This is a genomic window from Labrys okinawensis, from assembly GCF_047345005.1.
GTDB classification, from domain to species: domain Bacteria; phylum Pseudomonadota; class Alphaproteobacteria; order Rhizobiales; family Labraceae; genus Labrys; species Labrys okinawensis.
The window spans coordinates 5,282,501-5,306,979 of sequence record NZ_CP178864.1; the positions used below are offsets into that span (position 1 = coordinate 5,282,501).

A 24,479-nucleotide genomic window follows, 5' to 3' on the forward strand; every position below is an offset into this window, starting at 1 on the left:
CCATCGGATCCTGGAACACCATCTGCAAACGGGGTCGCACGCGCCGCAGCCCGGCACCCTCGAGCCGGGTGAGGTCCCTCCCCTCGAACAGGATCGTGCCGGCATCAATGTCGATCAGGCGCAGAATGGCGCGGGCCAAGGTCGTCTTGCCCGAACCGGAACCGCCCGCCAGACCGACGATCTCGCCGGGAGCCACCGCCATGTCGACGCCTGAAAGGAGGACATGCCGCCCACCGCCGTCGCGGACGCTGCTGGCGAGCCCCCTGATATCGAGCAGCGGCGCTTCAGCCATGCCCGCCCCCTGGCGCGCGCACGGAGAAATCGCGTTTGTCGATCTCGGCGAAGCGAGTCGGGCGCGGGGTATCAAGGTCGAGGCGCATCGCGAGGAGTGCCGCGGTATAGGGATGGGAGGGCGCCGATAAGACGCGCGCAGCAGGCCCCGCTTCGACCAGACGGCCCTCGTAGAGCACGGCGACATCGTCGGCGATCTCGGAGGCCAGCGCGATGTCGTGGGTGACGAAGACCAAGGTGAGGCCCCGCTCCCCGGCGATCTCCCGGAGCAGGCCGACGATGGCATGCTGGCTGATGGTGTCGAGCGCGCTGGTGGGCTCGTCGGCGATCAGCACCAAAGGTTCACTCACCAGCGCCGCCGCAATGGCGATGCGCTGCTTCTGCCCGCCCGAGAACTGATGCGGATATCTGCGCGCGCTCGCGCGCGAGTTGGGAATAGCCAGGCGCTCCAGCCAGGTCTCGGCCTGTTCGCGTCCTTCGCGCCAACCACCACCACGATTAACATGTCGGGCCTCGGCGATCTGTTCGCCGACCCGCATCAGAGGGTCGAGACTGCCGCTGGGGTCCTGAAAGACCATGCCGATGTCGCGGCCAAGCCGCGGCGGCGCTGCAAATCCGGCGCGGGCGAGGCTGCCGCTCGCCTCGGCATTGCGCGGCAGCAGGCCGGCGAGCGCCAGCGCCAGAGTGGATTTGCCCGATCCGGTCTCGCCGAGCACCACGAGGCGACGGCCCACTGCTATGTCGAGATCGATGGCCTGCAATGCCGGGTGCAGCCCACCGCCGCGATCGCGATAGGAAACGCCGAATCCGCGCAACGAAAACAGGCTCATGCCACCAGCTCCCGCACGCGCAGGGCCTTGGCGTAGCCGCGGCCGAGAAGGTGGATCGCCAATACGATCAGCATCAAAGCAAGGCCTGGGATGAGCGAGAGCGAGGGCGCGCTGCGCAGCATGGCCCGCCCCTCCGCTACCATGCTGCCCCAGCTCGGCCGGTTGGGATCGCCGAAGCCGAGGAAGGAAAGCGCCGCTTCGATCAGCACGGCCGCTGCGGCGATGATGGCGGCGAGCGAGATCACCGGAGTTAGAGCGTTGGGCAGGATTTCGCGGAAGGCGATGGCAAGGGGATGCATGCCAGCGACCCGCGCCGCCGCAACGAAATCGCGCTCACGCAGGGAGCGTATCTCGGCGCGGGCGATGCGGGCCGGCTGCGGCCAGGCGCCTGCGGCGATGGCAAGCACGATAGCCGGTAAGCTCGGCCCGGTGATGCTGATCAGGGCCATGGCGAGCAGGAACGCTGGTACGGTCTGGAAGGCATCGCTGATGCGCATCAGGACATCATCGACCCAGCCGCCGAGAAAGCCCGCCAATGTGCCGATAATGGTGCCGAGCGTCAAAGCGGCCAAGGCCGACGCAAGCGCCACGAGCAGCGTGGTCCGCGCGCCCCAGGCGAGCTCGGCGGCGATGTCGCGGCCGAGGCGATCGGCGCCAAGGGGGTGAGCACTGTCCGTGAAGGGGGCCAGCAGCGGCGGCGCGGTGATGCCGAGCGGATCGCCTGGAAAGACGAGCTGAGCCGTCAAGGCGAGCAGCACGAAGATCACCAGCAGGGCAGCACCCGCCCTCCCCTCGCCGCTGCGCAGGATGCGGGCCAGCGTGCTCATGCATAGCGCTCGTTGGCGCCGATGCGCGGATCGAGCCAGGCCTGCACGAGATCGGCCAGCATGTTCATCACCACGACGACAACGGCGCTGAGCAGCACCACCCCGAGCAGCAGGGGCGTATCGCGTCGCGAAACCGCCTCTGCGGCGAGTCGGCCGAAACCGGGAATGGCAAAGACGCTCTCCACCACCACGCTGCCGCCGAGCAACGAGGACGATTGCAGGCCGAGCATGGTGATCACCGGCGCGAAAGCGTTGCGCGCGACGTGGCGCAGCGCCAGGCGCAGGCCAACGATGCCGCGCGCGCGGGCGGCACGGATGAAATCGGCGTGCCAGACTTCCTCCATGCCGTCGCGCAGCAGGCGCAGGAACAGGGTCATGTAGAGGAGGCCGAGCGCCGAGACCGGCAGCGCCAGATGCCATGCGATGTCGGCGACCCGGGCGAATCCCGTCTTGCCCGAAGCGATCGTCTCGAAGCCACTCGAAGGCAGCCAGCGCAGGCTCACCGAGAAGATCAGGATCAGCACGAGGCTGAGCCAGAATCCCGGCATGGCATAGAGTGCAAGCGAGCCGACCGAGAGGATGCGGTCGAGCCAGCCATTGGGACGCGCACCGGCGATGAAGCCGAACAGGATGCCGAGCAGGAAGGCGAGCGCCAGCGCCGAGCCCATGGTGATCAACGTCACCGGCAGGCGCTCGAGCAGGACATCCCATACAGGACGCTGGAAGCCGGTGGACCAGCCGAGATCCCCATGCGCGAGCGCGGCGAGATAGGCGCCGAGCCGGTGCATCGGCCCCTGGTCGAGTCCCCAGGCGGCCCTAAGCTCCGCGATCCGGGCGGCATCCATGCCACCGATACCGGCGACATAGGCGTCGATAGCGTCACCTGAGGCAGCCTCCAACATGAAGAAGGCGCCGACGATGACGAGGGCGAGAACGGCGATGGCGCCGAAGAGGCGACGGAGCAGGCGCAGCGCCAAGGAAGGTTATTCCCGAGTGCGCGGACATCCTGTCCGCTCTTGGAAACGGCACGCTTTGTGAGAAAGGAAGGGCGAACAAGATGTCCGCGCACCCGGGGCCGGCGTCACGGCGACATCTCCGGCACGGCCGTATCGGCCCAGTTCGATACCGCCCAGCGCGGATTGTTCGAGACGTTCTGCACATTCTCGTTGGCGACGGTGATGAAGGAGAATTCGGTGACGTTGATCAAAGCGAGATCGTCGACCACCATTTTCTGGAACTGCTTGTAGAGATCGGCCCGCTTGGCGGCATCGATCTCCACCGCCGCCTGCGCGATGATGGCGTCGACCTTGGGGTTGGCATAGCCATACTGGTTCGAGAAGGGCACGCCGGCAGGAATGCCGCTCTGGAACAGGATGGTCGTCGAGATCGCCGGATCCTGGCGGTAGACCGGCGTTCCGACGGCAAGGTCGAAGGCGTGATCGGTGTAGATTGCCTTCAGATGTGCCGGCGAATCATTGGAGACGATCTCTGCGTCGATGCCGATCTTCGCGAGCGCCTGCCTGAGATAGGCGCCGAACTGCACCGTCTCGTTGAAGAAGGGCGCCGGCAGGAGCTTCAAATGGAAGCGGACGCCGTCCTGCCCCTTCTTGTAGCCGGCCTCGTCGAGCAGGGATTCGGCCTTGGCCGGGTCGAATTCGTAGCGCTCAACGTCCGGATTGTAGAAGGTCTTGTCCGTCTGCGGGATCGGTCCGGTGGCGGCGGTGGCGTAGCCGCGGAAGATTGCCTGCACCACGAAGCCCTTGTCGATGGAATGGGCGATGGCCTGGCGCACGCGCAGATCCGCCAGTTCCTTGCGGCTGTGGTTGATCTCGACGATCATCTGGTAGGTCAGTGCCTCATAGCCATTGGAATAGACTTTCATGCCCGGCACCTTGGAGATGCGGTCGATATCGGCAAGCGGCACGGCGGAAAAGGCTGCGAGCTGGATCTCGCCCGATTCAAGCGCGGCACCGGCAGAATCGCGGTCGGCCAGCACCTTGAACAGGATTTCGCCGAGCTTGGGCTCGTCCGGCGCCCAATAGGCGTCGTTACGCCGGAGCAGGTAATATTCGCCCGGCTTGTGCTCGACATATTTGAACGGCCCGGTGCCGACGAGCTTCTCGTTGGCCGGGTTGGTCATGATGTCGGTACCCGCGAAGACATGCTTGGGCAACACCGAGGTCAAGGCGGGCAGGCAATTGCGAATGAGCTGGAAGGGCGTCGGCGTCGAAAAATGCAGCACAGCCGTGAGATCGTCGGGCGTATCCACGCTTTCGAGATCCTTGAAGACGACTCGACCGAGATTCTGCAGCTTCTTCCACACCTCCAGCGCCGAGAAAGCGACATCGGCCGCGGTGAAAGGCTTGCCGTCATGCCACTTCACATTCGGGCGCAGCTTGAAGGTCACCGTCTTGCCGTCTGGGGAGCCCGCCCAGGAGAGGGCAAGCCGGGGCACCAGGCCGTCGGCGCCGCTATAGTCGGCCTCGGCCAGCGGCTCGATCACCTTGCTGGCAACGAAGAACACGCCGTTGGACGCGACGATGGCAGGGTTGAGATTGGTCGGCTCCGAATCGGCCGCGACGGTCAGACGGCCGCTCGGCGTATCTGCGGCAAGGACGCGATGCGGCAGGGCTAGCACCATGGCGGTCCCGGCGCTGGCAAGCAGGAAAGCGCGGCGGCTAAGCAGGATCGACATCAGCGACCTCCCGGGACGATGACTTAGAATCAGCCTGATTGGATGCCGCTCCGTCGAGAATCGCAAGGGCTGCGTTCACCCCGGCGCCGGCATCGGCCCGGATGCCGAGCTGATTCAACGCAGCACCAAGGGCGGCGACGGCCGTGACGGCGAGCATGGGTTCGGCGCTCGGCCCCATATGACCGATGCGCAGCACCTTGCCCGCCGTGAAGCCGCGGCCGAAAGAGAGCAGCACGCCATAGCGATCGAGCAGCGTATCGCGCAAAATATTGTCGGTGAGGCCGGCGGGAAGATGGAAGACGGTGGCCGAAGGCGCCGCGATCGCCTCGTCAATCGGCCAGAGCCTGAGGCCGAGGGCCTTCAGCCCGGCACGGGTCGCCGCAGCCGTACGGGCATGCCGGGCCCAGACCTGCTCCGGCCCTTCCTGCAGATAGAGGTCGAGCGCGACGTCGAGACCGCGGATCTCGGCGAGCGAGGGTGTGACCGGGAAGGGCTTGTCGATCTCGGCCGCGAGTTCCCAGTCGAGCAGGGAGAGAAAGGAGGCGCGCGGCGCATCAGGATTGGCCTTGATCCGGGTCCAGGCCCGCTCGCTGATGCCGAGCAGGGTCAGGCCCGGCGTGGCCCCCAGGCATTTGGCGGCCGACGTGACGAAGATGTCCACGTGGGCCGTTTCCGGATGCACGTCGAGACTGCCGAAGGATGAGACGGCGTCGGCGATGACAAAGGCGCCATGTTCGCGCGCAATCGCGCCGATCTCGGCCAGAGGATTGAGCGTGCCGGACGGCGTATCGTGATGGCAGACGGCGATGACCGTGATATCCGGTCGCGCAACCAGCGCCCTTCGCACCACCACGGGATCGATGGCCTCATTGAACGGAACTTCAAGCTCGATCACCTCGCCACCATGGCGCCGCGCCCAGCCGGCATAGCCTTTGCCATAGACGCCCGAGACGAGATTGAGCACCACATCGGTTCGGCCGATCAGCGAGGCAGCCGCGGCTTCCAAGCCCAGAAGAGCGTCGCCCTGCAGGATCAATGGCAGGTTGGTAAGGCGTAGCGCCGATTGCAGCTTGCCGATCACTCCGCGATAGAAATGCTGGAAAGCCTGGTGCCCGTCATAGATGGCGGGCCGCGACATGGCGTTGAGCACGGCAGCGTAGGCCGTGACCGGACCGGTCGTCAGCATGAAGGGCGGAGGCACAGGCATCGGACGTCCCGCTAGGCAGCGCATTTGAAGCTAGCTTTGCGGCGCTTTACTGACAACGCATTAATTACATATGTTTAATGTCACTATCATATAAAATACACCATATGCTTGTTATTAAAATTGTTTCAACCGGCACGCGCGTTCTCGCGATACCGCCGCTTATGCGTCTTGTCTTCGACACGTTCCCGTTGTTAATGGCTGTCTCAGTGCAAGCCTTGACGACCCGTTTCGAAGATAAGTTCGAAACCTTACCCAGACGGACGTGATGAAGAACAAGCTCGAATATGTTTGGCCGATCGTCGGGCTCGCCGCCGTCGTATTTTCGATCTACCTGCTTTCGAAAGAGTTGAAGGGGGTGGAAGTCGGCCAGGTCTGGCAGGCGATCGTCGATCGCGGCCCGCTGATGATTCTCTGCGCCTTCCTGTCCACCTCGCTCGCCTATGCGGCGCTCGCCTGGTATGACCGCATAGCGCTGATGCATGTAGGCCGGAAGCTGTCCTGGCCTATCGTCTCGGTAGTCTCGTTCGTGGCCTATGCGCTCGGCCATAACATCGGCGTCTCCGTCCTTTCTTCCGGCCTGGTGCGCTATCGCGCTTATTCGAAGATGGGATTGAACGCGGCCGAGGTCACCGTCGTCACCGCCTTCTGCGCCTTCACCTTCGCCTATGGCGCGGTCTTCCTCGGCGGCATCGTGCTGGTGGGCGAGCCCGGCCTGCTCTCCCGCCTGTTCAGCTTCCCGGTCAGCGCCGCCTTCATACTGGGCCTTGGCATGCTCATCCTCGTCCTTCTCTACCAGGCGGGCTCGATCCTGCATTTCAAGCCACTAAAGATCGGCAAGATGCTGATCGCCTACCCCAAGCCGAGCATCGCCTTCCGCCAGCTCTTCGCCGCGCCCATCGAGATCATCGGCGCCGCCGGCATCATCTATTTTGCGCTGCCCGACAGCCTTAATCCCGGCTTCTTCGTCGTGCTCGGCATGTTCCTGGCCTCCTTCTGCGCCGGGCTGATCTCCAACGCTCCGGGCGGGGCTGGCGTGTTCGAGGCGGTGTTCTTCCTGGTCATGCTGCCGGCCGGCGCCAATCCCGCAGATCCGGCGGTGATCCAGTCCAAGGCCGAAATTCTCGCCGCCTTGCTGTTGTTCCGCCTGTTCTATCTCCTCATCCCGCTGACGGTTTCATGCGTCATCGTGCTCTACACCGAGCGCAACAATTTCGGTGGCCTCATCAGTTCGATCTTCGGCGGCAAGGCGGCGGCGATCGACAATGTGGCGCCGGCTCCCGTCAAGCTCGATCCGGTGCGCCAGGATCCGCCACCGCATTCTTGAAAGCTTTCCCGGGACTGCGGGCAGCCTCCTTTCCCTCGGGCGCGGCGCTCCAAGAGCCGGCAAGGATGCCGACGGTCCCAGGAAAACCCGCCTCACACCAGCACGAAATCCTTCGGCTTGGGCAGCGATGGCAGGTCCGTTTCGCCGAGATCCTCGAGGATATTGACCTCGATCGTCCGGCAGATCGCCATCACTGGCAGGCTGTTCTGGGTGGTGCCGAAGGGCGCCACGAGTTCGTCCCCCAGCACATCCAATCCGAAGAAGGTGTAGGAGACGATAGCGGCGATCAGCGGCGCCCACAGCCCCATGCTGTCGGCAAGACCGAATGGCAGCAGGAAGCAGAACAGATAGGCCGTGCGGTGCAGCAGCAACGAATAGGCGAACGGCAGCGGCGTCAGCTTGATACGCTCTGCTGCGGTGAGATCGGCCGAGAGCGCCGAGACCCGCTCCTCGAGGGTCTGTGCCAGCTGCGCCGGGATCTGTCCTTGTGACAACGCATCCGCGATGGCGCCGCTCATGCGGGCGAGCAACCGATTCGGGGCGTGCCGTGCGTTGAGCACCAACTCGCGGTCGCCAGCATCGAGATGGCGCAAAGCCTCCTCGTCAGGCTTTTCATCGCGCAGATGACAGCGCACGAGATCGCTGAACGCCGTGGCATAGAGCGCGAGGCGCCGGGCCGTAGCGGGATCGGTGGCAAGGTAGGCGATCGCCTGGCGGGACAGGCCGCGGGCATCGATCACCATGGCGCCCAGGATCTTGCGAGCCTCCCACCAGCGGTCATAGCTCGCCGTGTTGCGGAAGGCCGAGAAGATCGAGAGCGCCACGCCGATCAGGGAGAAGGGCAGCGCTGCGATGGGCGCGACATGGATATAGCCACGCGTTTCCAGCAGCGTCACCGTCACCGAGATCAGCGCCACCACCAGCATCTGTGGCCAGATCTGCGGCACGATGGAGCCGCGCAGAATGAAGAAGAGCTCCCAGGGGCGTGGGTTTTTGCGGACGATCACGGCTGAGCCATCCTCGCGAAGGACAGGAAACGATGCATGTGCCACGCAGGATGAAGGATTTCGCCGTGCAAAAGCGACATGATCTTTATCGCAGTATCCAAATGGGAATGACGACAGCGCCCTTGCCACGACGCCGCTCGCAGGAAAGGATCGAGCATCCTGCGGAGATTCGAGATGAGCCAATATCTCGGCGCCCTGACCCTGGTGGTTGGGGACTATGACGAGGCGAAAGCCTGGTACACTGACGTCCTCGGCTTCGAGGCGATCGAGGACGTCGACATGGGTGGCGGCAAGCGCTGGCTGATGGTGGCTCCGCCGGGGGCTCGCGAGACCCGGCTGCTGCTCGCCCGGGCGGTGGGAGCGGAGCAGGCCGACGCCATCGGCAGGCAGGCGGGCGGGCGCGTCTTCCTGTTCCTGCATACCGATGATTTCTGGCGCGACTATCAGCTCTATCGCTCGCGCGGCGTGCAATTCTGCGAGGAACCGCGCCGGGAAGCCTATGGCACCGTGGCGGTGTTCGAGGATCTTTATGGCAATCGCTGGGATCTCCTGCAGCCAAGTGCCGCAAGTTCTTGAAATTCAAGATCTAAATATGTCCTAGAAGATACGCGCGCCCCTCCTCGCGTAAGGTCACCTCGTGAGGCAATAACCATACGTTTTGCCAGATTATTTAATTATACGATCTGTTTTCGGAACCTTGTGGGATCCACAAGGTTGATCCTGCAGTCCATATCCTTTGGGCCTTTCGAAACAATCTATGGAGATCGATTATGAAAGGCAGGTCTATTCTTTTGGCCGGAGCCCTTGCTTTCACTCTTATGGCGCCTGCTTCCGTCTATGCACAAGGTGTCATGGGCGGCGCGCAGGATGGTGCCGAACAGGGCGCCCATAGCGCCGGCCCGGTTGGCGCGGTGGTCGGCGGCACGGTCGGCGCCGTGACCGGCGGCATCAACGGACTGGTCGGCATCAAGCAGAAGCCGCGGTTCCGCCAATACGTCATCGAGCAGCATCGGCCTTCCTTCCGGTATGAAGAACCGGTAGCGGTCGGAACAGTGCTGCCGGGCGAAGGGGTGCAGTATTATGACGTGCCTTCCGAATATGGCGACGTCCAGTACCGCTATACCGTAGTCAACGATGAGGTGGTGCTGGTCGATCCGGGTACGCGCCGGATCGTCGAGGTGATGCCATAAAGCATTCATGGCAAGGAATCGCCGCTTGCGACGCTTCTCTACCGTGACCATCCGAGTAGCCGCCCTTCCCCTGGATGGGCGGCTGCTTTTTTTCAGGCGGTCAATCGCGAAGACCTTGCTCCCAGGGCGATCACTTCAGATTGACGAAACTTGCGAAGTGACGGGTTTGACGCAGACTCATGCGTCATTGCGGGCAGAGCGAAGCAATCCAGGATAATCGCACTGCCTTTCGCCCCCGGATTGCTTCGCTCGCCCGCAATGACGGCGAGGAAGCGCCAAATTGGGCTGAAGCGATTGCCCGTTCCCCTGAAGCCCGCCTGAACCCTGGCAGAAGGACGGAGTTCGCATATTGACGGCGAAGGCGCGATGATCTAAGTTAGCGTACGTTCACTCACTTAAGCCATCGCGGGACAAATGATGATCCATCTTTCTCTCTCCCAGCCCAGGTGCAGCGTCGGGCCCTTGTCCTGTTATGCCGTGGCAAGCCTTGCCCTCGCCGGTCTCTATTGGTTCGTCTTCCGCTTTCTCGACAGCCTGCCTTGCCGGGAATTCCTGTGTAACCTCGACTGGCTGATCGCCTTCTTCGGCCCGATCGTGGTCATCTTCGTCATCGCCCCGCTTGCCAATTGCGGCCTGCTGCTCTGGGAGCGGGGTAAGCCCGTGGCATCATGGCCAATGCTGCGCCTTTTCCTGAGCGCCGTTGGCAGCGGTTTTTCCATCCTCGTGCTGACGGCCTTCGTCGATAGCCTCATCAGCGGTGGACTCGAAAGCCTCGACGTCTCGCCCCAGAGCCTGACCGCCGCCCTGGCATTTGGCGGCCTGACCTGGCTCAATCTCAGTGGCGCCCATCTGGTGCTACGCAAGGCAGCGGGCACAATGTGAAAAACTTTTACCCTTTCCCACCTTTGTAGGGCCGAATGCGTCTCTACTTCGCGGAACAGGGCCCCTGCGTTATGCTGTTGGAAACGTACGAGACGTAACGCCCATGAGGGCTATGAATCATCCATCGGGACTGCTATCCGGATGGCATCTGCCCTGCCACGCCACGGACTGTCCGCACCCCATGAAGCCATGTCGAGACTGATCCTGCGACGTCATGCCGAAGGGCGAGCAGCAGGGGCGCAGTCGACAGAGGCTTTGCGGGTCTTGATAAATTGTGGCCATGTGGAAGCGACAGGATTCCCCTTCCATGGGAGCTGACAGCATCGCCCTTTCAAGACAAACGGCTACGGCAGGTGTCTGGACCATCGGCGCGCGCCTCGTCGCCAAGGGCGTCGATTTCGCGTCGCTGATCGTGCTCGCGCGCTTCCTGGGCCCCGGTGATTTCGGCCTGGTGGCGATGGCGATGACGCTCATCTTCATCATCGAGGCTGTCTTCGAATTACCGCTGTGGTCAGCCCTGACTCGGGTTCCGGACCCGACGCCGCGCATGTATGGCACGGCTTTCACGCTGAGCGCGCTGCGCGGCCTGGCGATCGGTGTCATCCTCGCATCGGCCTCCTGGCCGATGGCGCATTTCTACAACGAGCCGAGACTCATTCCCCTTGTGATCGCGCTCGCCATGGCCCCGATTCTTCGAGGCCTGATGAGCGCACGCATGGTGCAATTCGCCAGGCAGATGGATTTCCGGCGACAGGCCTTCCTCGACGTGACGAGCAAGGTCATCGCCGGCACGGCGGCAGTCACTCTCGCCGTCCTGACCAAAAGCTATTGGTCGATCGCCCTCGGCACCATCCTCACACCGACGGTCCTGATGGTAGGCTCCTATATCCTAGCGCCGATGCGTCCCCGCCTCACGCTGAAGGACTGGCCGCTCTTTGCCGACATGGTGAGTTGGAACGTGCTTTCGCAGATTCTGCTGGCAGTGAATTGGCAGATCGGACGGTTCATCCTGCCGCGTTTCGTCGATACCGTGTCCTTCGGTCGTTATGCCATGGCGAACGACCTCGCCGCCATCCCGACCCAGGTTCTGGTCTCGCCTCTCGGCTTTCCACTGAACGTGGCCTTCGTCACATCGAATGAGAGAGGCGATCTCAAGAACACCTATCTCAAGGCCATGGGCGCCATCGCCATCCTGATGTTCCCGATCTACAGCTTCATGGGCCTCGTCTCCAGACCGCTGATCGATCTTTTTCTCGGAAGCAAGTGGGAAGGGGCAGCGTTTCTCCTGAGCGGCCTTGCCCTCTCCAGCTTCATCCAGGCAGCCGCGGCGCCGATGCCTCCGCTGGCGATCTCGCTCAATCAGTCGCGCTTGATCACCTTTCGCAGTCTCACGCAGTGCCTGGTGCTGGTGCCGCTCGTCATCGCCGGCGTGTGGCTCTTCGGCGTGCCCGGCGCCATCTTCGCTGTCTGCGTGGAGGCCTGCCTCATCATGTTCATGACCATGCTGACGGTCAGATTGCTGGTCGCCGCATCCATAAGAGAGCAGATCACTGCCCTGGCTGGCCCGGTCGCGATCAGCGCCATCGCCGGCACCATGCTCTATTGCGCCACGCTTTTCATCGTGATTGGTGGAAATCCCCTTTTGCTCGCCCTTCAGATCGCAGTAGTCGGCCTTTTCTATCTCGCCGTCTACGCGGGAGGCATCTATCTGATCTCGCGTTGGGTCAAGTCGACGGCGGGCGCCGAGCAGATGATCATCTCGATCGGACTTAATACCCTGGCCAAGTTCCGGCGATCGGCCTCCGGGAACAAATGAGCCGCACCACCGGAGCGGAACGTTCGACGGGCCACTCGGTTCTACCCATGATCGGTGCATGGAGAGGACGGCATGCGCAAAGTCCGGCAAATTGGGCAGGCCTTGATCCTTGCCTCGCTGTTCTTGCTGCCGGTCCGAGCCCCTCTCGCGGAAGTCAATGCCGGCAACAGGACCTATGCCACCGGCCGCCCCTTCAAGTTCACGTCTGTTGCAACCTTCGACTCGCCCTGGGCGATCGCAGTCATGCCTGATGGCAGGCTCCTGATCACCGAGAAGGGCGGACGCCTTTATCTGGTGGCGCCGAACGGCCGCAAACAGGAAGTCCCCGGTGTGCCGCCGGTCCAGGCCGTCGGCCAGGATGGCTTGCTCGACATCGTCCTCTCGCCGCGCTTCGGTACGGACCACGAGGTCTACTTCACTTATGTCGAGCCTGGTGACGGCGGCGGCAGGCTGGCCCTGGCGCGGGCGAAGCTGGCCGAATCAGACGACACGGCCCGCCTCGCCGACCTCGTCGTGATCTGGCGGGCCACGCCCGAGGGCGGTGGCGGCCAGCCAGGAGGCATCATCGCCTTCGCGCCGGACGGACAGCATCTCTTCCTGACCTCCGGCGATCGCATGCGCCCACAGACTGCGCAGGATCCCGACGGCACCCTCGGCAAGATCCTTCGCCTGAACCTCGACGGCTCCGCACCCGCCGACAACCCGATGGCCGCGCAAGGCGGCGTGCAAGCGCAGATCTGGACGATCGGCCATCGCAATCCCTATGGCCTTGCCTTCGCCGCCGACGGGAAGCTGTGGGAGGATGAAATGGGCCCGCGCGGTGGCGACGAACTCAATCTGATCAAGCCTGGTCGCAACTATGGCTGGCCGCTGGTCTCCAACGGCGACAATTACGACGGCACCCCGATTCCCCGGCACCGCACGCGGCCGGACCTGGAGGCGCCTGTCGTCTACTGGACCCCGGTGATCGCGCCGGCGGGCCTTGCCTTCTACTCCGGTGCGATGTTCCCGAAATGGCGTGGCTCAGCCTTCATCGGCGCCCTGCGCCAGCACGCTTTGGTGCGCATCGCCTTCGACGGAAAGGGCGGCGCTCAGGAGGCGGATCGCTGGGACATGGGCCGGCGCATCCGCGACGTGGCGGTGGCTGCCGATGGCGCCCTCCTCCTGATCGAGGACGGTCCCGGTGGACGCCTGCTGCGGCTGGCGCCGGCCAAGTGATCTGTGCAAGGCTGTCATTCAGATCCGACATCGCTCTGACGCGCCTGCGCGTCGGTGGTACGATGAAGGGCTGCCGCACTCTTTTTTGAGACGGGAACCGCTTCCCCTTTTCAAGGCGCTGCTCTATGGCAAATACATCGCTCGACACTGCAAATGCGGATCGTGCAAGCTGTGAGGCGTTCTATTCGGCGCGTGTGGCAATAGCGGCTGCAGCCACCCGAAAGAGGTAGGGTTCGCCAGCCATGGCAGCTGAGAACAACGGATTATCGCGCAAGACCGCCAAGGCCGGCATCTGGACGGTCGGTGCGAAAGTCATCGCCAAGGGCGTCGACTTCGTAGCGCTGCTCTTCCTGGCCCACTTCCTGTCCCCGACGGATTTCGGCGTGGTCGCCATGGCCATGACCGTTGTCTATGTGGTCGAGGCCGTCTTCGAGCTGCCGCTGGCCTCGGCGCTCGTCCGCATCCCTGACCCGACCGAACGCATGTATGACACCGCCCTGACCCTGAGCGCCCTGCGAGGGTTACTGGTGGGGCTGCTGCTGATCGTCTGCGCCTGGCCCCTGTCGCGGGTTTATGACGAGCCTCGACTCATCCCACTCGTCTTCGTGCTGGCGCTCGCCCCGATCCAGCGCGGCTTGATGAGCCCGAAGATCACGGTTTTCTCCAGGCAGATGGACTTCCGCCGCCAGGCCGGGCTCGACGTGATAAGCAAATGCATAGCCGCGGCGGCTGCGATCGTGGTAGCGGCCCTGACGCATAGCTACTGGTCGATCGCCCTCGCCACCGTCCTGACGCCGGCGGTCCTCATGGTCGGCTCCTACTGGCTGGCACCGATGCAGGTGCGCTTCACGCTCAAGGACTGGCCGATGTTTTCAGACATGGTGAGCTGGAACCTGGTCTCACAGTTGGTGACCGCCGTCAATTTCCAGTCCGGGCGCCTGGTGTTGCCGCGCTTCATCGGCCCCCACCCCTTCGGCAATTATGCCATGGCCAGCGACCTTTCCAACGTGCCCTTCCAGATCATCGCCACCCCGCTCGGCTCTCCCCTCAACGTGGCCTTTGTGGCTGCCAGCCAACATGGCACGCTCAAGGAGACCTATCTCAAGGCTACCGGCGGCATCTTCATCCTGTTGGCGCCGGTCTTCTGCATCGCGGCGTTCCTGGCCGAACCGCTGGTCCGGCTGTTCCTGGGCGAGAAATGGAGCGAATCGGCGCCAATTCTCGCGGGCCTTGCCTGGGTCTGCTTTATCGACATTCTGCCATTGCCCATGGCCCCGCTTGCGATCGCCTTGAATCAGACGCGCCGCATCGCCATCCGCAACCTGAAGCAGGCCCTGTTCTTCTTTCCCACCACGGTGATCGGCGCATGGGCCTGGGGCATTCAAGGGGCCATCGCCGCGGCCATTGCGAACGCGATTTTTGTGACCTTCATCAGCATGCAGGACGTCAGGGCCATGACGTTGGCCACGCTGCGCGAACAAGTGGTTTCGCTGGCCGGCCCCGTCGCCGCCATCGTGGTCTGCACCCCCATCCTGATCTATGGGAACATGCTGATGAGCGGACAGCAGAATATGCTGTTGCTCGCCGCCTGTCTCGCCGTGACCGGCACGCTCTACATGGGCGTCTATTTCGCGATCATCTACGGCCTTGGCGTGGTGTTCAAGGAGCAGGACAATGCCGAGAATCTCGTGCGCCAGTTCGTGCAAATCGGCTTGGCGCGCCTTGGCCTGAGGCGCCCCGTCAGACCCTGAAATCGGCCAGCGGCACATGCGGCGCTGCCTCGCGCGGCAGATGTCCGGTCAACCGCGGATCAGGCTGCAGCTCCACCATGAACTGACAGGGCCGGAAACCCGAGCGGCGATAGAAGCCGACCGCGCCAGGGTGGTCGAAGGTACAGGTGTGGACCCACAAACGCTCGATCGGTTTCGCCCATGCCAGACGCAGCGCCTGGTCCATCAGGAAGCGCCCGGCACCCTGACCGATCGCCTCTGGAACCAGGCCGAAGAAGGCGAGCTCGCATTCGCCCCTCTGGCGGAAGTCGAGCTCCAGCAGGCCGAGCTTCCGGCGGGCGCCGGAGAGCGTGTAGACCTCGACCTCGGGGCTTTCGAGAATGCCCCTGAGCTTGTCATCCGCCATCAGGAGGCGTGAACACCACAGCCAGTCCTGTCCGACAGCACGGAACAGAGCACGATAGGCAGCGATGTCAGGCTCTTTCATCTGCACAAGCGTCAGTGGCTGCTCCATCGGGCGCGAGGCACGGGACCTCGGCTTCTCCCGCATCTCAAGGCAGGTCACGACATTGGCGAGCATGCCGGGAGGAACGGAAGCGTAACCGGGGGAAAGGGTCTGGGTCATGGACAAGGAAAGGTTGGAGATGTGCAAATCAGCGCCCGGAAATGCGGGCCGCCATCCGGTCCTTCCTATCCCACCACCCATGTTATTCCAAGCGGAGGCAATCGCACATAGACGGCAACTTTAGTCGATGGAGATGCCGGAAGCACCGTCATTGCTTCCAGCCCACTACAGTTATTGGCGTGGACAGGCAGCTCCACACTCGCCTCAATCCTTCTCCACCGTGTTCACCTCCGACTGCGAGCCGTCACGCCAGGTGAGCTGGATGCTGATCGACTTCGTATTGGCGGGTACCTTCAGATAGGTCTTGGCATTGTTGGGGATCTCAAACGGATCCTTGGTATTGCAGACCGGAAGGTCGAAACGCGTCAGCGGTGGAGCGCCATTGAGGCCATAGCGCACCTCGGTGATAGCGCACCGATAGCTGAGCAGCGTGGTGAAATAGACAAGGGTGCCGTTGAAATCGCGGAACTCAACCCAGCTTCCCGAGATCTGCTCGAGGTTCTGGCGCTGGGTCTGATAGAGCGCCACGTCCGGATCGAAGCGGATCGGGAATGGACCGACATCGGTGCCGTCGGCGGTGCGGTAGCGCACCTCGATGACGCCGGCTGGGGCACGCGGCGACAGGGGGAAGGATGGGTTGGGCATGCGCGCGCCCGTGCGCTGGTCGAGCACGTCCAGGAGCCCGGTCTCCTTGAACTCGCCGGCATCGCCCATCCGGTAAGCCAGTGCCGTGGCGGGCTCAGGCAGGGAGATGGTCACCGTCCAGCCGGAATTGGAGCGCATGAAGCTGGCAATCGGCGCGCGGGCGAGAGGCTGCTGCGTCTTGTTACCGAGCTTCGAATCGGGCTGCAGCAGCGCGAGCTGCGTGTCGGTCGGAGTGCCGCCCTGCTGGACATTGAGCGCCTTGGCGGGATCGCTACCGGGCGGATTGGCCTGGTTGCGGACGGCAATCTTGGCTTCCTTGTTGCCGATCATCACGCCGGCGCCGATCTGAGTGCCCGAGCCAATCTGCACGCCCGCACCCGCCTGTGTCTGGCCGGTGATGTTGATCTGCGTCTTGATGTTGGGGCCGACAGAACCTCTCGCCTCTGGGCCAGCGGTCTGCGAGCCCGTCTGCGCCGCGGCATCCGAGAGCACGACGTCGCCGATGACCTGGTCGTAATAGGCCGGCGTCTGGTCATGACCCACGCTGGCCGCAAGCGCTCGCACGTCGACCTGCGTCTTCTTGGCGATCTCGACCAGAGTCTGGCCAGGCTTGGCCAATTCGTTCAGGAAGCTGCGGGTGAAGACGGAATTGGGATTGCCGTCCTGGTCGGACAGGCGGTCAAGCGCCTCCTGTTTGGCACCGGCCGACATCAGCACAAAGACGCCTTCCGGCGCATCGATCCGGGCGAGGCCGCGGCCAAGAGCGGCCGAGCGTGAGAAATTGTTGGCGAAGGGATTGTCGCGACAGGCATCGAGCACCAGGACGGCAACACCTGCACCGCGCTCACGGATGCCGTCGATGATGCGCCCCACCGGGAAGGAAGCGTCGCGGATCAGGTCTTCCTGGTTGGCCTGCGCTGCCGGCACATCCGTCGGCAGCAGGTAATTGGTGCCATCGATTTCGAAACCGTGGCCGGCATAGAAGAAAAGCGCGCGGTCGCCCGGCTGGATATCGGCGTCGAAGGCGACGAGGGCACGGCTGAAACCACGCTGGTCGACATTCTCGGCGCGCCTGACCACATAGCCAAGCTTCTCGAGTTCGTCGCCGATCGCCTGCGCATCGCCAACGGCCTTCTGCAGCGATGTAACGTTGACGTAACTGTCGTTGCCGACCACCAGGGCAAGATTGCGGGCAGAGGCTATGTCGAGGGCCCAGCCGGACAGGCCGAGCGCCAACAGGCAGCCCATCAGAAAGCGGACAGGATGGCGCATCGTTTCCTCGATAAAAAAGGATCTGGCGAATATAATTTACACAGGACGGAATGCATCAACTTTCTGTCCCTTGCCGTGTGCGGACGCACATCAGCAGGCGGCCGGACTCGAAGGAACGCCCTTCCTGCTTGCAGCGTGGCATCGCAGCCGTACGTTGGGACGCGATGTCGCCCTGTTCTATCCCTTCGCGCGGCTATGTCTCTTCGCCTACGACTTATGGATGACATCCTCAAGCAGGATCTCCTCCGAAAATTTTACCTAATAATCGTCGAAATCGACCAGCTTCTCTCTCGTCTCAGAGGCAAATATTTGCGATATTCTCTTGAGACATTGCCTTTTGGCATGCGGAAATCCAATTGGGTTAGGATAAGTCTAATGCTGGACAGGCCACCGACTATTCAAAGCCTTCAGGGATGGACCACGATCGAGCCGATCGCAGAATGCCGCAAGATGCTCAACAACAATGCCTTCGTGGTGCACCATGCCCTTGCTGGCCATCCCCTGTTTACGGTCGAAGCTTTGGCGAAGGTCGCGGAAGAAGCGGCCAAGCGAAAGGATGATCTTTACTGGGATGCAGGTGATCTTTCGATAATGGATAAGTGGGGATCGGTACCCAAGCCCGACATGACGATACGGCAGGTCATTGACCGCATCGAAACAGCCGGTGCCTGGATGGTGATGAAGCATGTCGAGGTCGATCCGCGTTACAAAGCGGTTCTCGACGAATTCGACGCTTTCGTCCGCGAGATTGCCGGGCCGGAGGTCTCGAAACTCCTGAGCAACACCGAGATGCTGGTGTTCATCACCTCGCCGAACCGCAAGACGCCCTATCATTTCGACGCCGAGGTCAATTTCCTCACCCAGATCCAGGGCTCCAAGGACATCTGGGTCTGCCCGCCGCACGACCGGACAGTGACCACCGAGGACGAGCTCGAGCGCTATTACGCGGTGACGACGGCCGCCGGAAACTACAAGCCGGAGGCCGAGCGGACGGCGCGCAAATTCGTGCTGCGTCCCGGAGAAGCCATCCATCTGCCCGTGCATGGGGCTCATTGGCTGCAGAACCACAATGACGTCTCGGTCGGCCTTGCCCTCAATCTGGAATTTCCGAAGTGGATGTATGCCGACATCTACCGCGCCAACTACTTCATGCGCCGCATGGGCCTGAAGCCTCGCCCGCCCGGCAGTTCGAAGATCGTCGACCGCTCGAAGGCGGCGGCGTTCGGTGCCCTGCGCCGGGTCCACTCGATGGTGAAGCGATAGAGCCTGCATTCAATGGCGATCTCTGCAAGGGCCGGCGTTCTCGCCGGCCTTTTCTATGATGCCCTCTGTCTCCGCGCCCCTACGCACGGCATCACTGCCGAGCAGCCCTCACCAAAATACGCGCCGCTTCGGCCAGGTGCAGCACCGGCGCCTGCTTGCCGAACATGCGGGACGAAGCCCAGGCTCCCTCGATGAGGAGATAGAGCTGTTCGGCCAGTGCGCGCGGCTCCGCCGCATCGGCTTCCACCGCCAGGTCCTCCAGCCGGGCCAACACCCGCTTCTTGGAGGCCAAGGCGATGGCATGATTGGGATGGTCGAGCGCCGGGAATTCCAATGCAGTACCCTGGAAGGTGCAGCCCAGGCATTCCGGCTGGCGGGCGAGCCCCATGACGGCCTCGAAAAGCGCCTGGATTGGATCTGCCGCTTCGGCGACCGCCTTGTCCATCCACGCCGCCATATGATTGTCCGCCAGGTTGAGCCAGGCGGCGATCAGATCATCCTTGGCTGGGAAATGCTTGTAGAACGTCGCCTTGGCCACTCCGGACTCGGCGATCAGACGGTCGACGCCGACAGCGCGAAAGCCTTCCCCGAAGAACAGCCCCCCCGCTACGGCGAGAATTTTTTCGCGCGGCGAAAGGGCATCTTTTCTTGACATGTAGACAGACCTGTCTTTATGTTTTCTCATATAGACGAACCTGTCTGTCTATACCACACTTGGACGGCAAAGAAAGCCGGTGCCTCTGGCTAGACGCGGTTCTCCTTTGAAAGAAGGTCCAGGCGTCCGGTATCAAAAGTCTTTTCGAAACAATGGCTCGGGGCTGATACTTGAATCCGGGATTCGGCGGCGCGGGCGGCACTCTTCACCGAAGGAGATGACTTATGAAGATCGGCATTATCGGTTCGGGCGTGGTTGGCCAAACCCTCGGCGCCGCCCTCCGAGACAAGGGCCATGACGTCGTGCTCGGTGTTCGCGAGGTCAGCGAAACGGAACTCGACAAGCCGCGCAGCCAGGCCGAGACCCTTCGGGCCTGGACGGCGAAGACGAAGGTACCAGTCGTCACCTTCGCCGAGGCGGCGCGCTTCGGCGAGGTCCTGTTCAACGCCACCGGCGGCGGCGTCTGCCTGCAGGCCCTCGCCATCGCCGGGGAGGCCAATATCGGCACCAAGATCCTGGTCGACGTCTCCAATCCAGGCGATTTCTCGACCGGCGTGCTGACCTCCCTGCCCCACCTCACCAACACCACCTCGGTCGGCGAGGAGATCCAGAAAGCCTATCCCTCGGCGCGGGTGGTGAAGACGCTGAACTGCGCCTATATCGGCGTCGGCGTCGACGCCTCGAAGGTGGCCGAAGGCGGTGGCGACATGTTCATCGCCGGCAACGACCCCGACGCCAAGACCGCCATCGAGACCTTGCTCAAGCGCGACTTCGGCTGGAAGACAATCGTCGATCTCGGCGATATCGTCGGCGCTCGCGCCATGGAGCAGTTCCTCATTTTGTGGTTCCGGCTCTATACGCTGCGCGGCACGCCGCTGTTCGGGGTGAAGATCGTGACATGAGAGATGTAAAAAGGGCGGCATTCCCGCCGCCCCTCCCGGATGTCTCCAACGAGCCGCGCGCCCTTACAGCGCTCGCACCTTGTCGCCGAGCACCTTGCGGGCCGCCTCGGCCTTGATCTGGGCCGCCCTGATGGCATCGTCGAGCTGATCGAGCGCCTTTTCCTGGGCGAGCATCTTCTGCGAGTAGAGCCGGGCGAGATCCGAGCCCTCGGGGGCGGCGCTAAGATTTTGACGCAGGCGCTCCTGGTCTTGCGTGATGCCCTCGCGCTGTTCCTGCAGACGGCTGACTTCGGCCTGGGCCTCGTCGCTCGCCTTGGCCGCCTGGGCGACCACGGCAAGGCGCGCCTTGGTCCCGTCGTCGATGCCGGGGGCGACCATCAGCGCCTCGATGCGTTGGCTCGTAAGGTCCGAAATCTCGATGGCCTCGACCACCGGCCGCTCCAGCGTCACCTTGTACTGCTTGGACTTGTTCGCCTCGACATCGAAACGCAGGCGGTAGGCGCCGCCCGCGATGGTCGCCTCCTCGGGCTTGGGCTCGACCAGCGTCCAGTCGGCCTGACGCGGCTGCTCGATCACCATATGGCGCAGGTCCGGCGTGCCGTTCTTGACGCGATAGGTTGTGGTCTGGCGCATGCGGCTTTGGATCTGCAGCGTGCCATCGACCATCTTGACGCGGGTAATGGCCGAAGCCGAATCCGCCTCGCTGTCAACCAGCACCTTCTGGTCGGCGCCAAAGCCGATCAGGCGGAAATCGCCGGCCGGTAGCAGCGGGAACTGCGATTCACCGGAAAAGAGAGGCCCTGCATCCGTGGCCTCATAGATGGTCGCGGAGCCTGCCGGCAGCGATGTTGCGCCGTCATTCGTAAGCGTCAGCGCCTGCCAGGGATTGCGGCTGCCGCCCTGATACCAGGCCACAGCCTGCGAGGGCACCTTGAGATCGACAAAAGGAATCGTCAGGCTATCGCCCGCGCCGACGCTGACGGGCGTCGACAAAGTGAAGCTCGCGCCGGCGGCATTCTCCTCCGCAGCGCTGCCCGAATCCTGGGCCTCAGAGAGGTCTACGGTCTGATCGACCGCTCCGAAGCCTCCCTTTTGCAGCCGCATTTGAGCAGGACGGGGCGCGGCAGCCGCCATCGGGGCTGGAGGAGCCAGGTCAAACTGCGCACCTCCAGCTGCCTGTGGCGCTGGAGCCACTTCCTGCTGGCCCGCGTCCGTCCTGGGCAGAGCCGTGCGGCTCACAGGCGGCGCGATAGTCTGTCGCGCTACGTAGTAGGGATCGTAGAGCGCCTGGCGAAAGGTCACGGGCGCGGCGGAAGACAAGGTCACCTGCACGTCCTTCCAGGGATTGCCCGTCATGTTTTCCAGCACGACCCAGCCCTGCAGCCGCGCCTTGTCTTCGCCGGCCTTGGGCAGCGTCAGGCGGTAGGCTGCCTTCCACACCGGCGCCTCGGCGACATAGCCGACGCGTACCGTGCGCTTGCCGCCGTCCGCAAGCTGGATCGTGATGTCGCGGCCGGAGCGATCCTGCGCAGTACGCAAGGCCTTGAGCGCGCTCTCGACCTGCTCGCCGAGTCGGGCATCGGCAAATTGCAACCCTTCGGCTTCCTCGAGGATGAACTGCTCCATCGAGGTGCCGGTGAAGACCGAGACGCGCGTGCGTGTCATGGTGCCGCCGTCCTTGCCGGTGACGGTCTCGCTCTGCACGCTGGCGATGCGCCCGGAGATGCTGCGTGGCCCGGTCAATCTGATCTCGGCGCCCTTGAGGGCCGCGACCAACGCCGGCATCGAGTCGAGATCGGACTTGGCGAAGGGAAGAGAGGCGAAGACCTCGTCCGATCCTGCCTTGCCCGGCAGCGTGGCCGAGGCCGTGCCGGCCGGATCGAGGATCAGCACGCTTTTCAGGATGTCGTCGACCTGGTCGAGCCGGGCGCGCAGGGTGAGCGTGTCCTTGCCGGTGACCTCGGCCGTATATTCGAAATAGCCGACGCCGCCCGTGCCGAGCACGGCGCGCTTGAGGACGAGGTCGGCTGCTTGGGCCGTACCGGCGAGCATGGTCGAGGCCAGCAGGAGAAGGAGGATCGGAGAGCGCATGGGAAGCCCTTGTTTGAAAGTCACGCAGCTATCGGGGCTCCTTGTATCAGGCATATGAGCCCCGAGGGGTGTAATCGGCGATACAACCATGAGACGCAGCAAGGGTGCGATTGGCACAATGGCCGGAAGAGAATTTTTTCGGATTGCTTATGAGGAGGCGCGACGCAATGTCTCCCCCACGAAGCTGGGGGAGACTATTGTCGCGCCCTTCAATCACACGCCTCCTTCCCTCATCCCGCATTGACATTCGCTGCTCACGCTCCTAAACGAAGTTTTGTTATAACATAACGTTTATTGCCCTGGGCCTCGGCCCTGCCCGTCTCATGGAGAACATGATGCGTTCCCTTCTATTGGGCGCCGCCCTGGTGGCGCTCGGCTCGATGCTGGCCGGCCCGGCACTGGCGGCCGACAAGGTGAAGATCGTCGCCGCCGAGAATTTCTATGGCGACCTCGCCACCCAGATCGGCGGCGACCACGTCGACGTCACCTCGATCCTGTCCAATCCGGACGATGACCCGCATCTGTTCGAATCGAGCCCCTCCACTGCCAAGGCGCTCTCCAGCGCCGAGATCGTCGTTTATAACGGCGCCGATTACGACCCCTGGATGGACAAGCTGTTGTCGGCCTCCACCAATCCCGATCGCAAGACCATCGTCGCCGCAGATCTCACTGGCCACAAGAGCGGCGACAATCCGCATCTGTGGTACGACCCCAAGACCCTTCCGGCGGTCGCGGCAGCGCTTGCCGACGAGCTCGGCAAGCGCGACGGCGCCAATGCGCAGGCCTACAAGACGAACCTCGCCAGGTTCGATGCCTCGTTTGCCGCGTTGACGAAACAGGCCGAGGCACTCAAAGCCAAGTATAAGGGCACGCCTGTCACGGCGACGGAACCGGTCTTCGGCTATATGGCCGAAGCCCTCGGCTTCAAGATGCTGAATTATGACTTCCAGGTTGCGATCATGAACGATACCGAACCGAGCCCGAGCCAGGTGGCTGGCTTCGAGAAGAGCCTCAAGGACGGCTCGGCCAAGATCCTGTTCTACAACAGCCAGGTCAGCGACGAAACGACCAGGCACTTGTTGCAGCTCGCCAGGGACAGCAAGGTGACGGTGGTGGGCGTGACCGAGACGGAGCCTGCCGGCAAGTCGATCCAGACCTGGTTCGGCGGCCAGTTGAAAGAGGTCGGGTCCGCCCTCGACGGTCTGACGCAGTGAGCGCTATCGGCTTCGAAAAGGTCAGCCTGACGCTGGGGAGACGCCGGATCCTGTCCAGCGTCTCCTTTTCCATTGCCGAAGGCCAGTTCGTTGGCGTGCTGGGCCCGAACGGCGCCGGCAAGACCACGTTGATGCGGGCGGTGCTCGGCCTGGTCACGCCGCAGAGCGGGCGGATCAGCGTGCTCGGCGAGACGCCGCGCCGTGGCAATCCCAGGATCGGCTATATGCCGCAGATGCGGCGGAGCGCCGCCCAGCTCAGCCTCAGCGGCTACGAGCTGGTGCTTGGCGCCGTCGGCGGCACGCGCTGGGGCTGGCCTTTCTCCTCCACCGCCGACAGGGAGGCTGCCTGGGCCGCGATCGAGCGTGTGGGCGCCACCGATCTTGCCCGCCGGCCGATCTCGCAGCTCTCGGGCGGCGAGCGCCAGCGGCTCCTGATCGCACAGGCCCTGATCGGCGATCCCCGCCTGCTGCTGCTCGACGAACCCCTTGCCAGCCTCGACCCGGCTCATCAGCGCGGCATCGTCGAGCTGATCAAGGAGGTGGCGGTCGAGCGCGGCATCGCGGTGCTGTTCTGCGCGCATGAGATCAACCCGCTGCTCAACGCGGTCGACCAGGTGCTCTATCTCGGCAATGGCCGCGCCGCCATCGGCACGGTGAATGAGGTGGTGAACCGGCATGTGCTCTCCGACCTCTACCGCACGCCCATCCACGTCGCCCGCGTCAACGGGCGCATCTTCGTGATGGCGGAGGAAGGCGAGCTCGAAGGCCATGTGCATGAGTGACGGGGGCGGGTCT

22 protein-coding genes (1 of these 22 cut by a window edge) are annotated in these 24,479 nt (G+C 63.4%); 11 read left to right on the forward strand and 11 right to left on the reverse strand.

Going from position 1 to position 24,479, the window contains the following annotated elements:
- From ACMDCR_RS24725 to ACMDCR_RS24750, 6 genes are all read right to left on the reverse strand, one after another.
- On the reverse strand, positions 1-292 hold the 5' portion of the coding sequence (locus tag ACMDCR_RS24725; RefSeq protein ID WP_413989163.1) for an ABC transporter ATP-binding protein. The gene continues 485 nt to the left of window position 1, outside the view; 292 of the gene's 777 nt are visible here — the first part of the coding sequence; its start codon is at positions 290-292; the stop codon falls past the left edge of the window.
- On the reverse strand, positions 285-1,121 hold the full coding sequence (locus tag ACMDCR_RS24730) for an ATP-binding cassette domain-containing protein (protein WP_413989164.1): 837 nt from the start codon (positions 1,119-1,121) through the stop codon (positions 285-287). Before ACMDCR_RS24730 ends, ACMDCR_RS24725 begins: the two co-directional genes overlap by 8 nt.
- Positions 1,118-1,948, reverse strand: coding sequence for an ABC transporter permease (locus tag ACMDCR_RS24735; protein WP_413989165.1), 831 nt, complete (start codon positions 1,946-1,948; stop codon positions 1,118-1,120). The genes ACMDCR_RS24730 and ACMDCR_RS24735 overlap by 4 nt, the downstream gene beginning before the upstream one ends.
- Positions 1,945-2,925, reverse strand: coding sequence for an ABC transporter permease (locus tag ACMDCR_RS24740; RefSeq protein ID WP_413989166.1), 981 nt, complete (start codon positions 2,923-2,925; stop codon positions 1,945-1,947). Before ACMDCR_RS24740 ends, ACMDCR_RS24735 begins: the two co-directional genes overlap by 4 nt.
- Before the next feature lie 104 nt (positions 2,926-3,029).
- A complete protein-coding gene (locus ACMDCR_RS24745) occupies positions 3,030-4,589 on the reverse strand; it encodes an ABC transporter substrate-binding protein (protein ID WP_413993712.1) in 1,560 nt (519 codons plus the stop codon).
- 37 nt (positions 4,590-4,626) lie between these two features.
- Entirely contained in the window at positions 4,627-5,850 is a 1,224-nt protein-coding gene (locus ACMDCR_RS24750; RefSeq protein ID WP_413989167.1) for a pyridoxal-phosphate-dependent aminotransferase family protein, read from the reverse strand.
- A 265-nt stretch (positions 5,851-6,115) separates the two neighbouring features.
- Between ACMDCR_RS24750 and ACMDCR_RS24755 the strand changes: the two genes are divergently transcribed.
- Entirely contained in the window at positions 6,116-7,174 is a 1,059-nt protein-coding gene (locus ACMDCR_RS24755; RefSeq protein WP_413989168.1) for a UPF0104 family protein, read from the forward strand.
- Between the two features lie 92 nt (positions 7,175-7,266).
- Here ACMDCR_RS24755 and ACMDCR_RS24760 read toward each other — a convergent pair whose 3' ends face one another.
- The gene (locus tag ACMDCR_RS24760) at positions 7,267-8,181 is read right to left on the reverse strand and encodes a bestrophin family protein (protein ID WP_413989169.1); all 915 of its coding nucleotides are present in this window, start codon (positions 8,179-8,181) and stop codon (positions 7,267-7,269) included.
- 174 nt (positions 8,182-8,355) lie between these two features.
- On the opposite strand from ACMDCR_RS24760, the gene ACMDCR_RS24765 reads away from it, so the two are divergent.
- The 6 genes from ACMDCR_RS24765 to ACMDCR_RS24790 all read left to right on the forward strand — a co-directional run bounded on the left by ACMDCR_RS24765 (position 8,356) and on the right by ACMDCR_RS24790 (position 15,038).
- Positions 8,356-8,757: a VOC family protein gene (locus ACMDCR_RS24765; RefSeq protein ID WP_413989170.1), complete on the forward strand. Its 402-nt coding sequence runs from the start codon at positions 8,356-8,358 to the stop codon at positions 8,755-8,757.
- A gap of 194 nt (positions 8,758-8,951) precedes the next feature.
- Positions 8,952-9,371, forward strand: coding sequence for a DUF1236 domain-containing protein (locus ACMDCR_RS24770; RefSeq protein ID WP_413989171.1), 420 nt, complete (start codon positions 8,952-8,954; stop codon positions 9,369-9,371).
- A 462-nt stretch (positions 9,372-9,833) separates the two neighbouring features.
- Complete coding sequence (locus tag ACMDCR_RS24775) at positions 9,834-10,253, forward strand: hypothetical protein (protein ID WP_413989172.1); 420 nt, start codon at positions 9,834-9,836, stop codon at positions 10,251-10,253.
- Positions 10,254-10,560: 307 nt separating this feature from the next.
- Positions 10,561-12,069: an oligosaccharide flippase family protein gene (locus ACMDCR_RS24780; RefSeq protein ID WP_413989173.1), complete on the forward strand. Its 1,509-nt coding sequence runs from the start codon at positions 10,561-10,563 to the stop codon at positions 12,067-12,069.
- Positions 12,070-12,141: 72 nt separating this feature from the next.
- Positions 12,142-13,287, forward strand: a complete 1,146-nt coding sequence (locus ACMDCR_RS24785) for a PQQ-dependent sugar dehydrogenase (protein ID WP_413989174.1) — start codon at positions 12,142-12,144, stop codon at positions 13,285-13,287.
- A 242-nt stretch (positions 13,288-13,529) separates the two neighbouring features.
- A complete protein-coding gene (locus ACMDCR_RS24790; protein ID WP_413989175.1) occupies positions 13,530-15,038 on the forward strand; it encodes an oligosaccharide flippase family protein in 1,509 nt (502 codons plus the stop codon).
- Here ACMDCR_RS24790 and ACMDCR_RS24795 read toward each other — a convergent pair.
- Complete coding sequence (locus tag ACMDCR_RS24795) at positions 15,028-15,642, reverse strand: GNAT family N-acetyltransferase (protein ID WP_413989176.1); 615 nt, start codon at positions 15,640-15,642, stop codon at positions 15,028-15,030. The two genes, ACMDCR_RS24790 and ACMDCR_RS24795, sit on opposite strands and share 11 nt — an antisense overlap.
- Positions 15,643-15,846: 204 nt before the next feature.
- Complete coding sequence (locus ACMDCR_RS24800; protein WP_413989177.1) at positions 15,847-17,559, reverse strand: caspase family protein; 1,713 nt, start codon at positions 17,557-17,559, stop codon at positions 15,847-15,849.
- A gap of 375 nt (positions 17,560-17,934) precedes the next feature.
- Between ACMDCR_RS24800 and ACMDCR_RS24805 the strand changes: the two genes are divergently transcribed.
- On the forward strand, positions 17,935-18,822 hold the full coding sequence (locus tag ACMDCR_RS24805; RefSeq protein WP_413989178.1) for a cupin-like domain-containing protein: 888 nt from the start codon (positions 17,935-17,937) through the stop codon (positions 18,820-18,822).
- A 91-nt stretch (positions 18,823-18,913) separates the two neighbouring features.
- Here ACMDCR_RS24805 and ACMDCR_RS24810 read toward each other — a convergent pair whose 3' ends face one another.
- On the reverse strand, positions 18,914-19,477 hold the full coding sequence (locus tag ACMDCR_RS24810; RefSeq protein ID WP_413989179.1) for a TetR/AcrR family transcriptional regulator: 564 nt from the start codon (positions 19,475-19,477) through the stop codon (positions 18,914-18,916).
- A gap of 224 nt (positions 19,478-19,701) precedes the next feature.
- On the opposite strand from ACMDCR_RS24810, the gene ACMDCR_RS24815 reads away from it, so the two are divergent.
- Positions 19,702-20,379 carry an NADPH-dependent F420 reductase gene (locus tag ACMDCR_RS24815; RefSeq protein WP_413989180.1) on the forward strand — a complete coding sequence of 226 codons (678 nt, stop codon included), beginning with the start codon at positions 19,702-19,704 and terminating at the stop codon, positions 20,377-20,379.
- A 63-nt stretch (positions 20,380-20,442) separates the two neighbouring features.
- On the opposite strand, the gene ACMDCR_RS24820 is transcribed toward ACMDCR_RS24815, so the two are convergent.
- The gene (locus ACMDCR_RS24820; protein ID WP_413989181.1) at positions 20,443-22,470 is read right to left on the reverse strand and encodes a DUF4139 domain-containing protein; all 2,028 of its coding nucleotides are present in this window, start codon (positions 22,468-22,470) and stop codon (positions 20,443-20,445) included.
- A 332-nt stretch (positions 22,471-22,802) separates the two neighbouring features.
- Between ACMDCR_RS24820 and ACMDCR_RS24825 the strand changes: the two genes are divergently transcribed.
- Positions 22,803-23,684: a metal ABC transporter solute-binding protein, Zn/Mn family gene (locus tag ACMDCR_RS24825; RefSeq protein WP_413989182.1), complete on the forward strand. Its 882-nt coding sequence runs from the start codon at positions 22,803-22,805 to the stop codon at positions 23,682-23,684.
- On the forward strand, positions 23,681-24,466 hold the full coding sequence (locus tag ACMDCR_RS24830) for a metal ABC transporter ATP-binding protein (protein WP_413989183.1): 786 nt from the start codon (positions 23,681-23,683) through the stop codon (positions 24,464-24,466). Before ACMDCR_RS24825 ends, ACMDCR_RS24830 begins: the two co-directional genes overlap by 4 nt.
- Positions 24,467-24,479: the final 13 nt, after the last annotated feature.

Bases quoted from the DNA above. Each gene is read 5' to 3' on its own strand.
- ACMDCR_RS24755 (WP_413989168.1), top strand. From the start codon at position 6,116: ATGAAGAACAAGCTCGAATATGTTTGGCCGATCGTCGGGCTCGCCGCC.
- ACMDCR_RS24790 (WP_413989175.1), top strand. From the start codon at position 13,530: ATGGCAGCTGAGAACAACGGATTATCGCGCAAGACCGCCAAGGCCGGC.
- ACMDCR_RS24770 (WP_413989171.1), top strand. From the start codon at position 8,952: ATGAAAGGCAGGTCTATTCTTTTGGCCGGAGCCCTTGCTTTCACTCTT.
- ACMDCR_RS24780 (WP_413989173.1), top strand. From the start codon at position 10,561: ATGGGAGCTGACAGCATCGCCCTTTCAAGACAAACGGCTACGGCAGGT.
- ACMDCR_RS24765 (WP_413989170.1), top strand. From the start codon at position 8,356: ATGAGCCAATATCTCGGCGCCCTGACCCTGGTGGTTGGGGACTATGAC.
- ACMDCR_RS24800 (WP_413989177.1), bottom strand. From the start codon at position 17,559: ATGCGCCATCCTGTCCGCTTTCTGATGGGCTGCCTGTTGGCGCTCGGC.
- ACMDCR_RS24820 (WP_413989181.1), bottom strand. From the start codon at position 22,470: ATGCGCTCTCCGATCCTCCTTCTCCTGCTGGCCTCGACCATGCTCGCC.
- ACMDCR_RS24745 (WP_413993712.1), bottom strand. From the start codon at position 4,589: ATGGTGCTAGCCCTGCCGCATCGCGTCCTTGCCGCAGATACGCCGAGC.
- ACMDCR_RS24750 (WP_413989167.1), bottom strand. From the start codon at position 5,850: ATGCCTGTGCCTCCGCCCTTCATGCTGACGACCGGTCCGGTCACGGCC.
- ACMDCR_RS24795 (WP_413989176.1), bottom strand. From the start codon at position 15,642: ATGACCCAGACCCTTTCCCCCGGTTACGCTTCCGTTCCTCCCGGCATG.
- ACMDCR_RS24805 (WP_413989178.1), top strand. From the start codon at position 17,935: ATGCTGGACAGGCCACCGACTATTCAAAGCCTTCAGGGATGGACCACG.
- ACMDCR_RS24785 (WP_413989174.1), top strand. From the start codon at position 12,142: ATGCGCAAAGTCCGGCAAATTGGGCAGGCCTTGATCCTTGCCTCGCTG.
- ACMDCR_RS24730 (WP_413989164.1), bottom strand. From the start codon at position 1,121: ATGAGCCTGTTTTCGTTGCGCGGATTCGGCGTTTCCTATCGCGATCGC.
- ACMDCR_RS24735 (WP_413989165.1), bottom strand. From the start codon at position 1,948: ATGAGCACGCTGGCCCGCATCCTGCGCAGCGGCGAGGGGAGGGCGGGT.
- ACMDCR_RS24825 (WP_413989182.1), top strand. From the start codon at position 22,803: ATGATGCGTTCCCTTCTATTGGGCGCCGCCCTGGTGGCGCTCGGCTCG.
- ACMDCR_RS24810 (WP_413989179.1), bottom strand. From the start codon at position 19,477: ATGTCAAGAAAAGATGCCCTTTCGCCGCGCGAAAAAATTCTCGCCGTA.
- ACMDCR_RS24815 (WP_413989180.1), top strand. From the start codon at position 19,702: ATGAAGATCGGCATTATCGGTTCGGGCGTGGTTGGCCAAACCCTCGGC.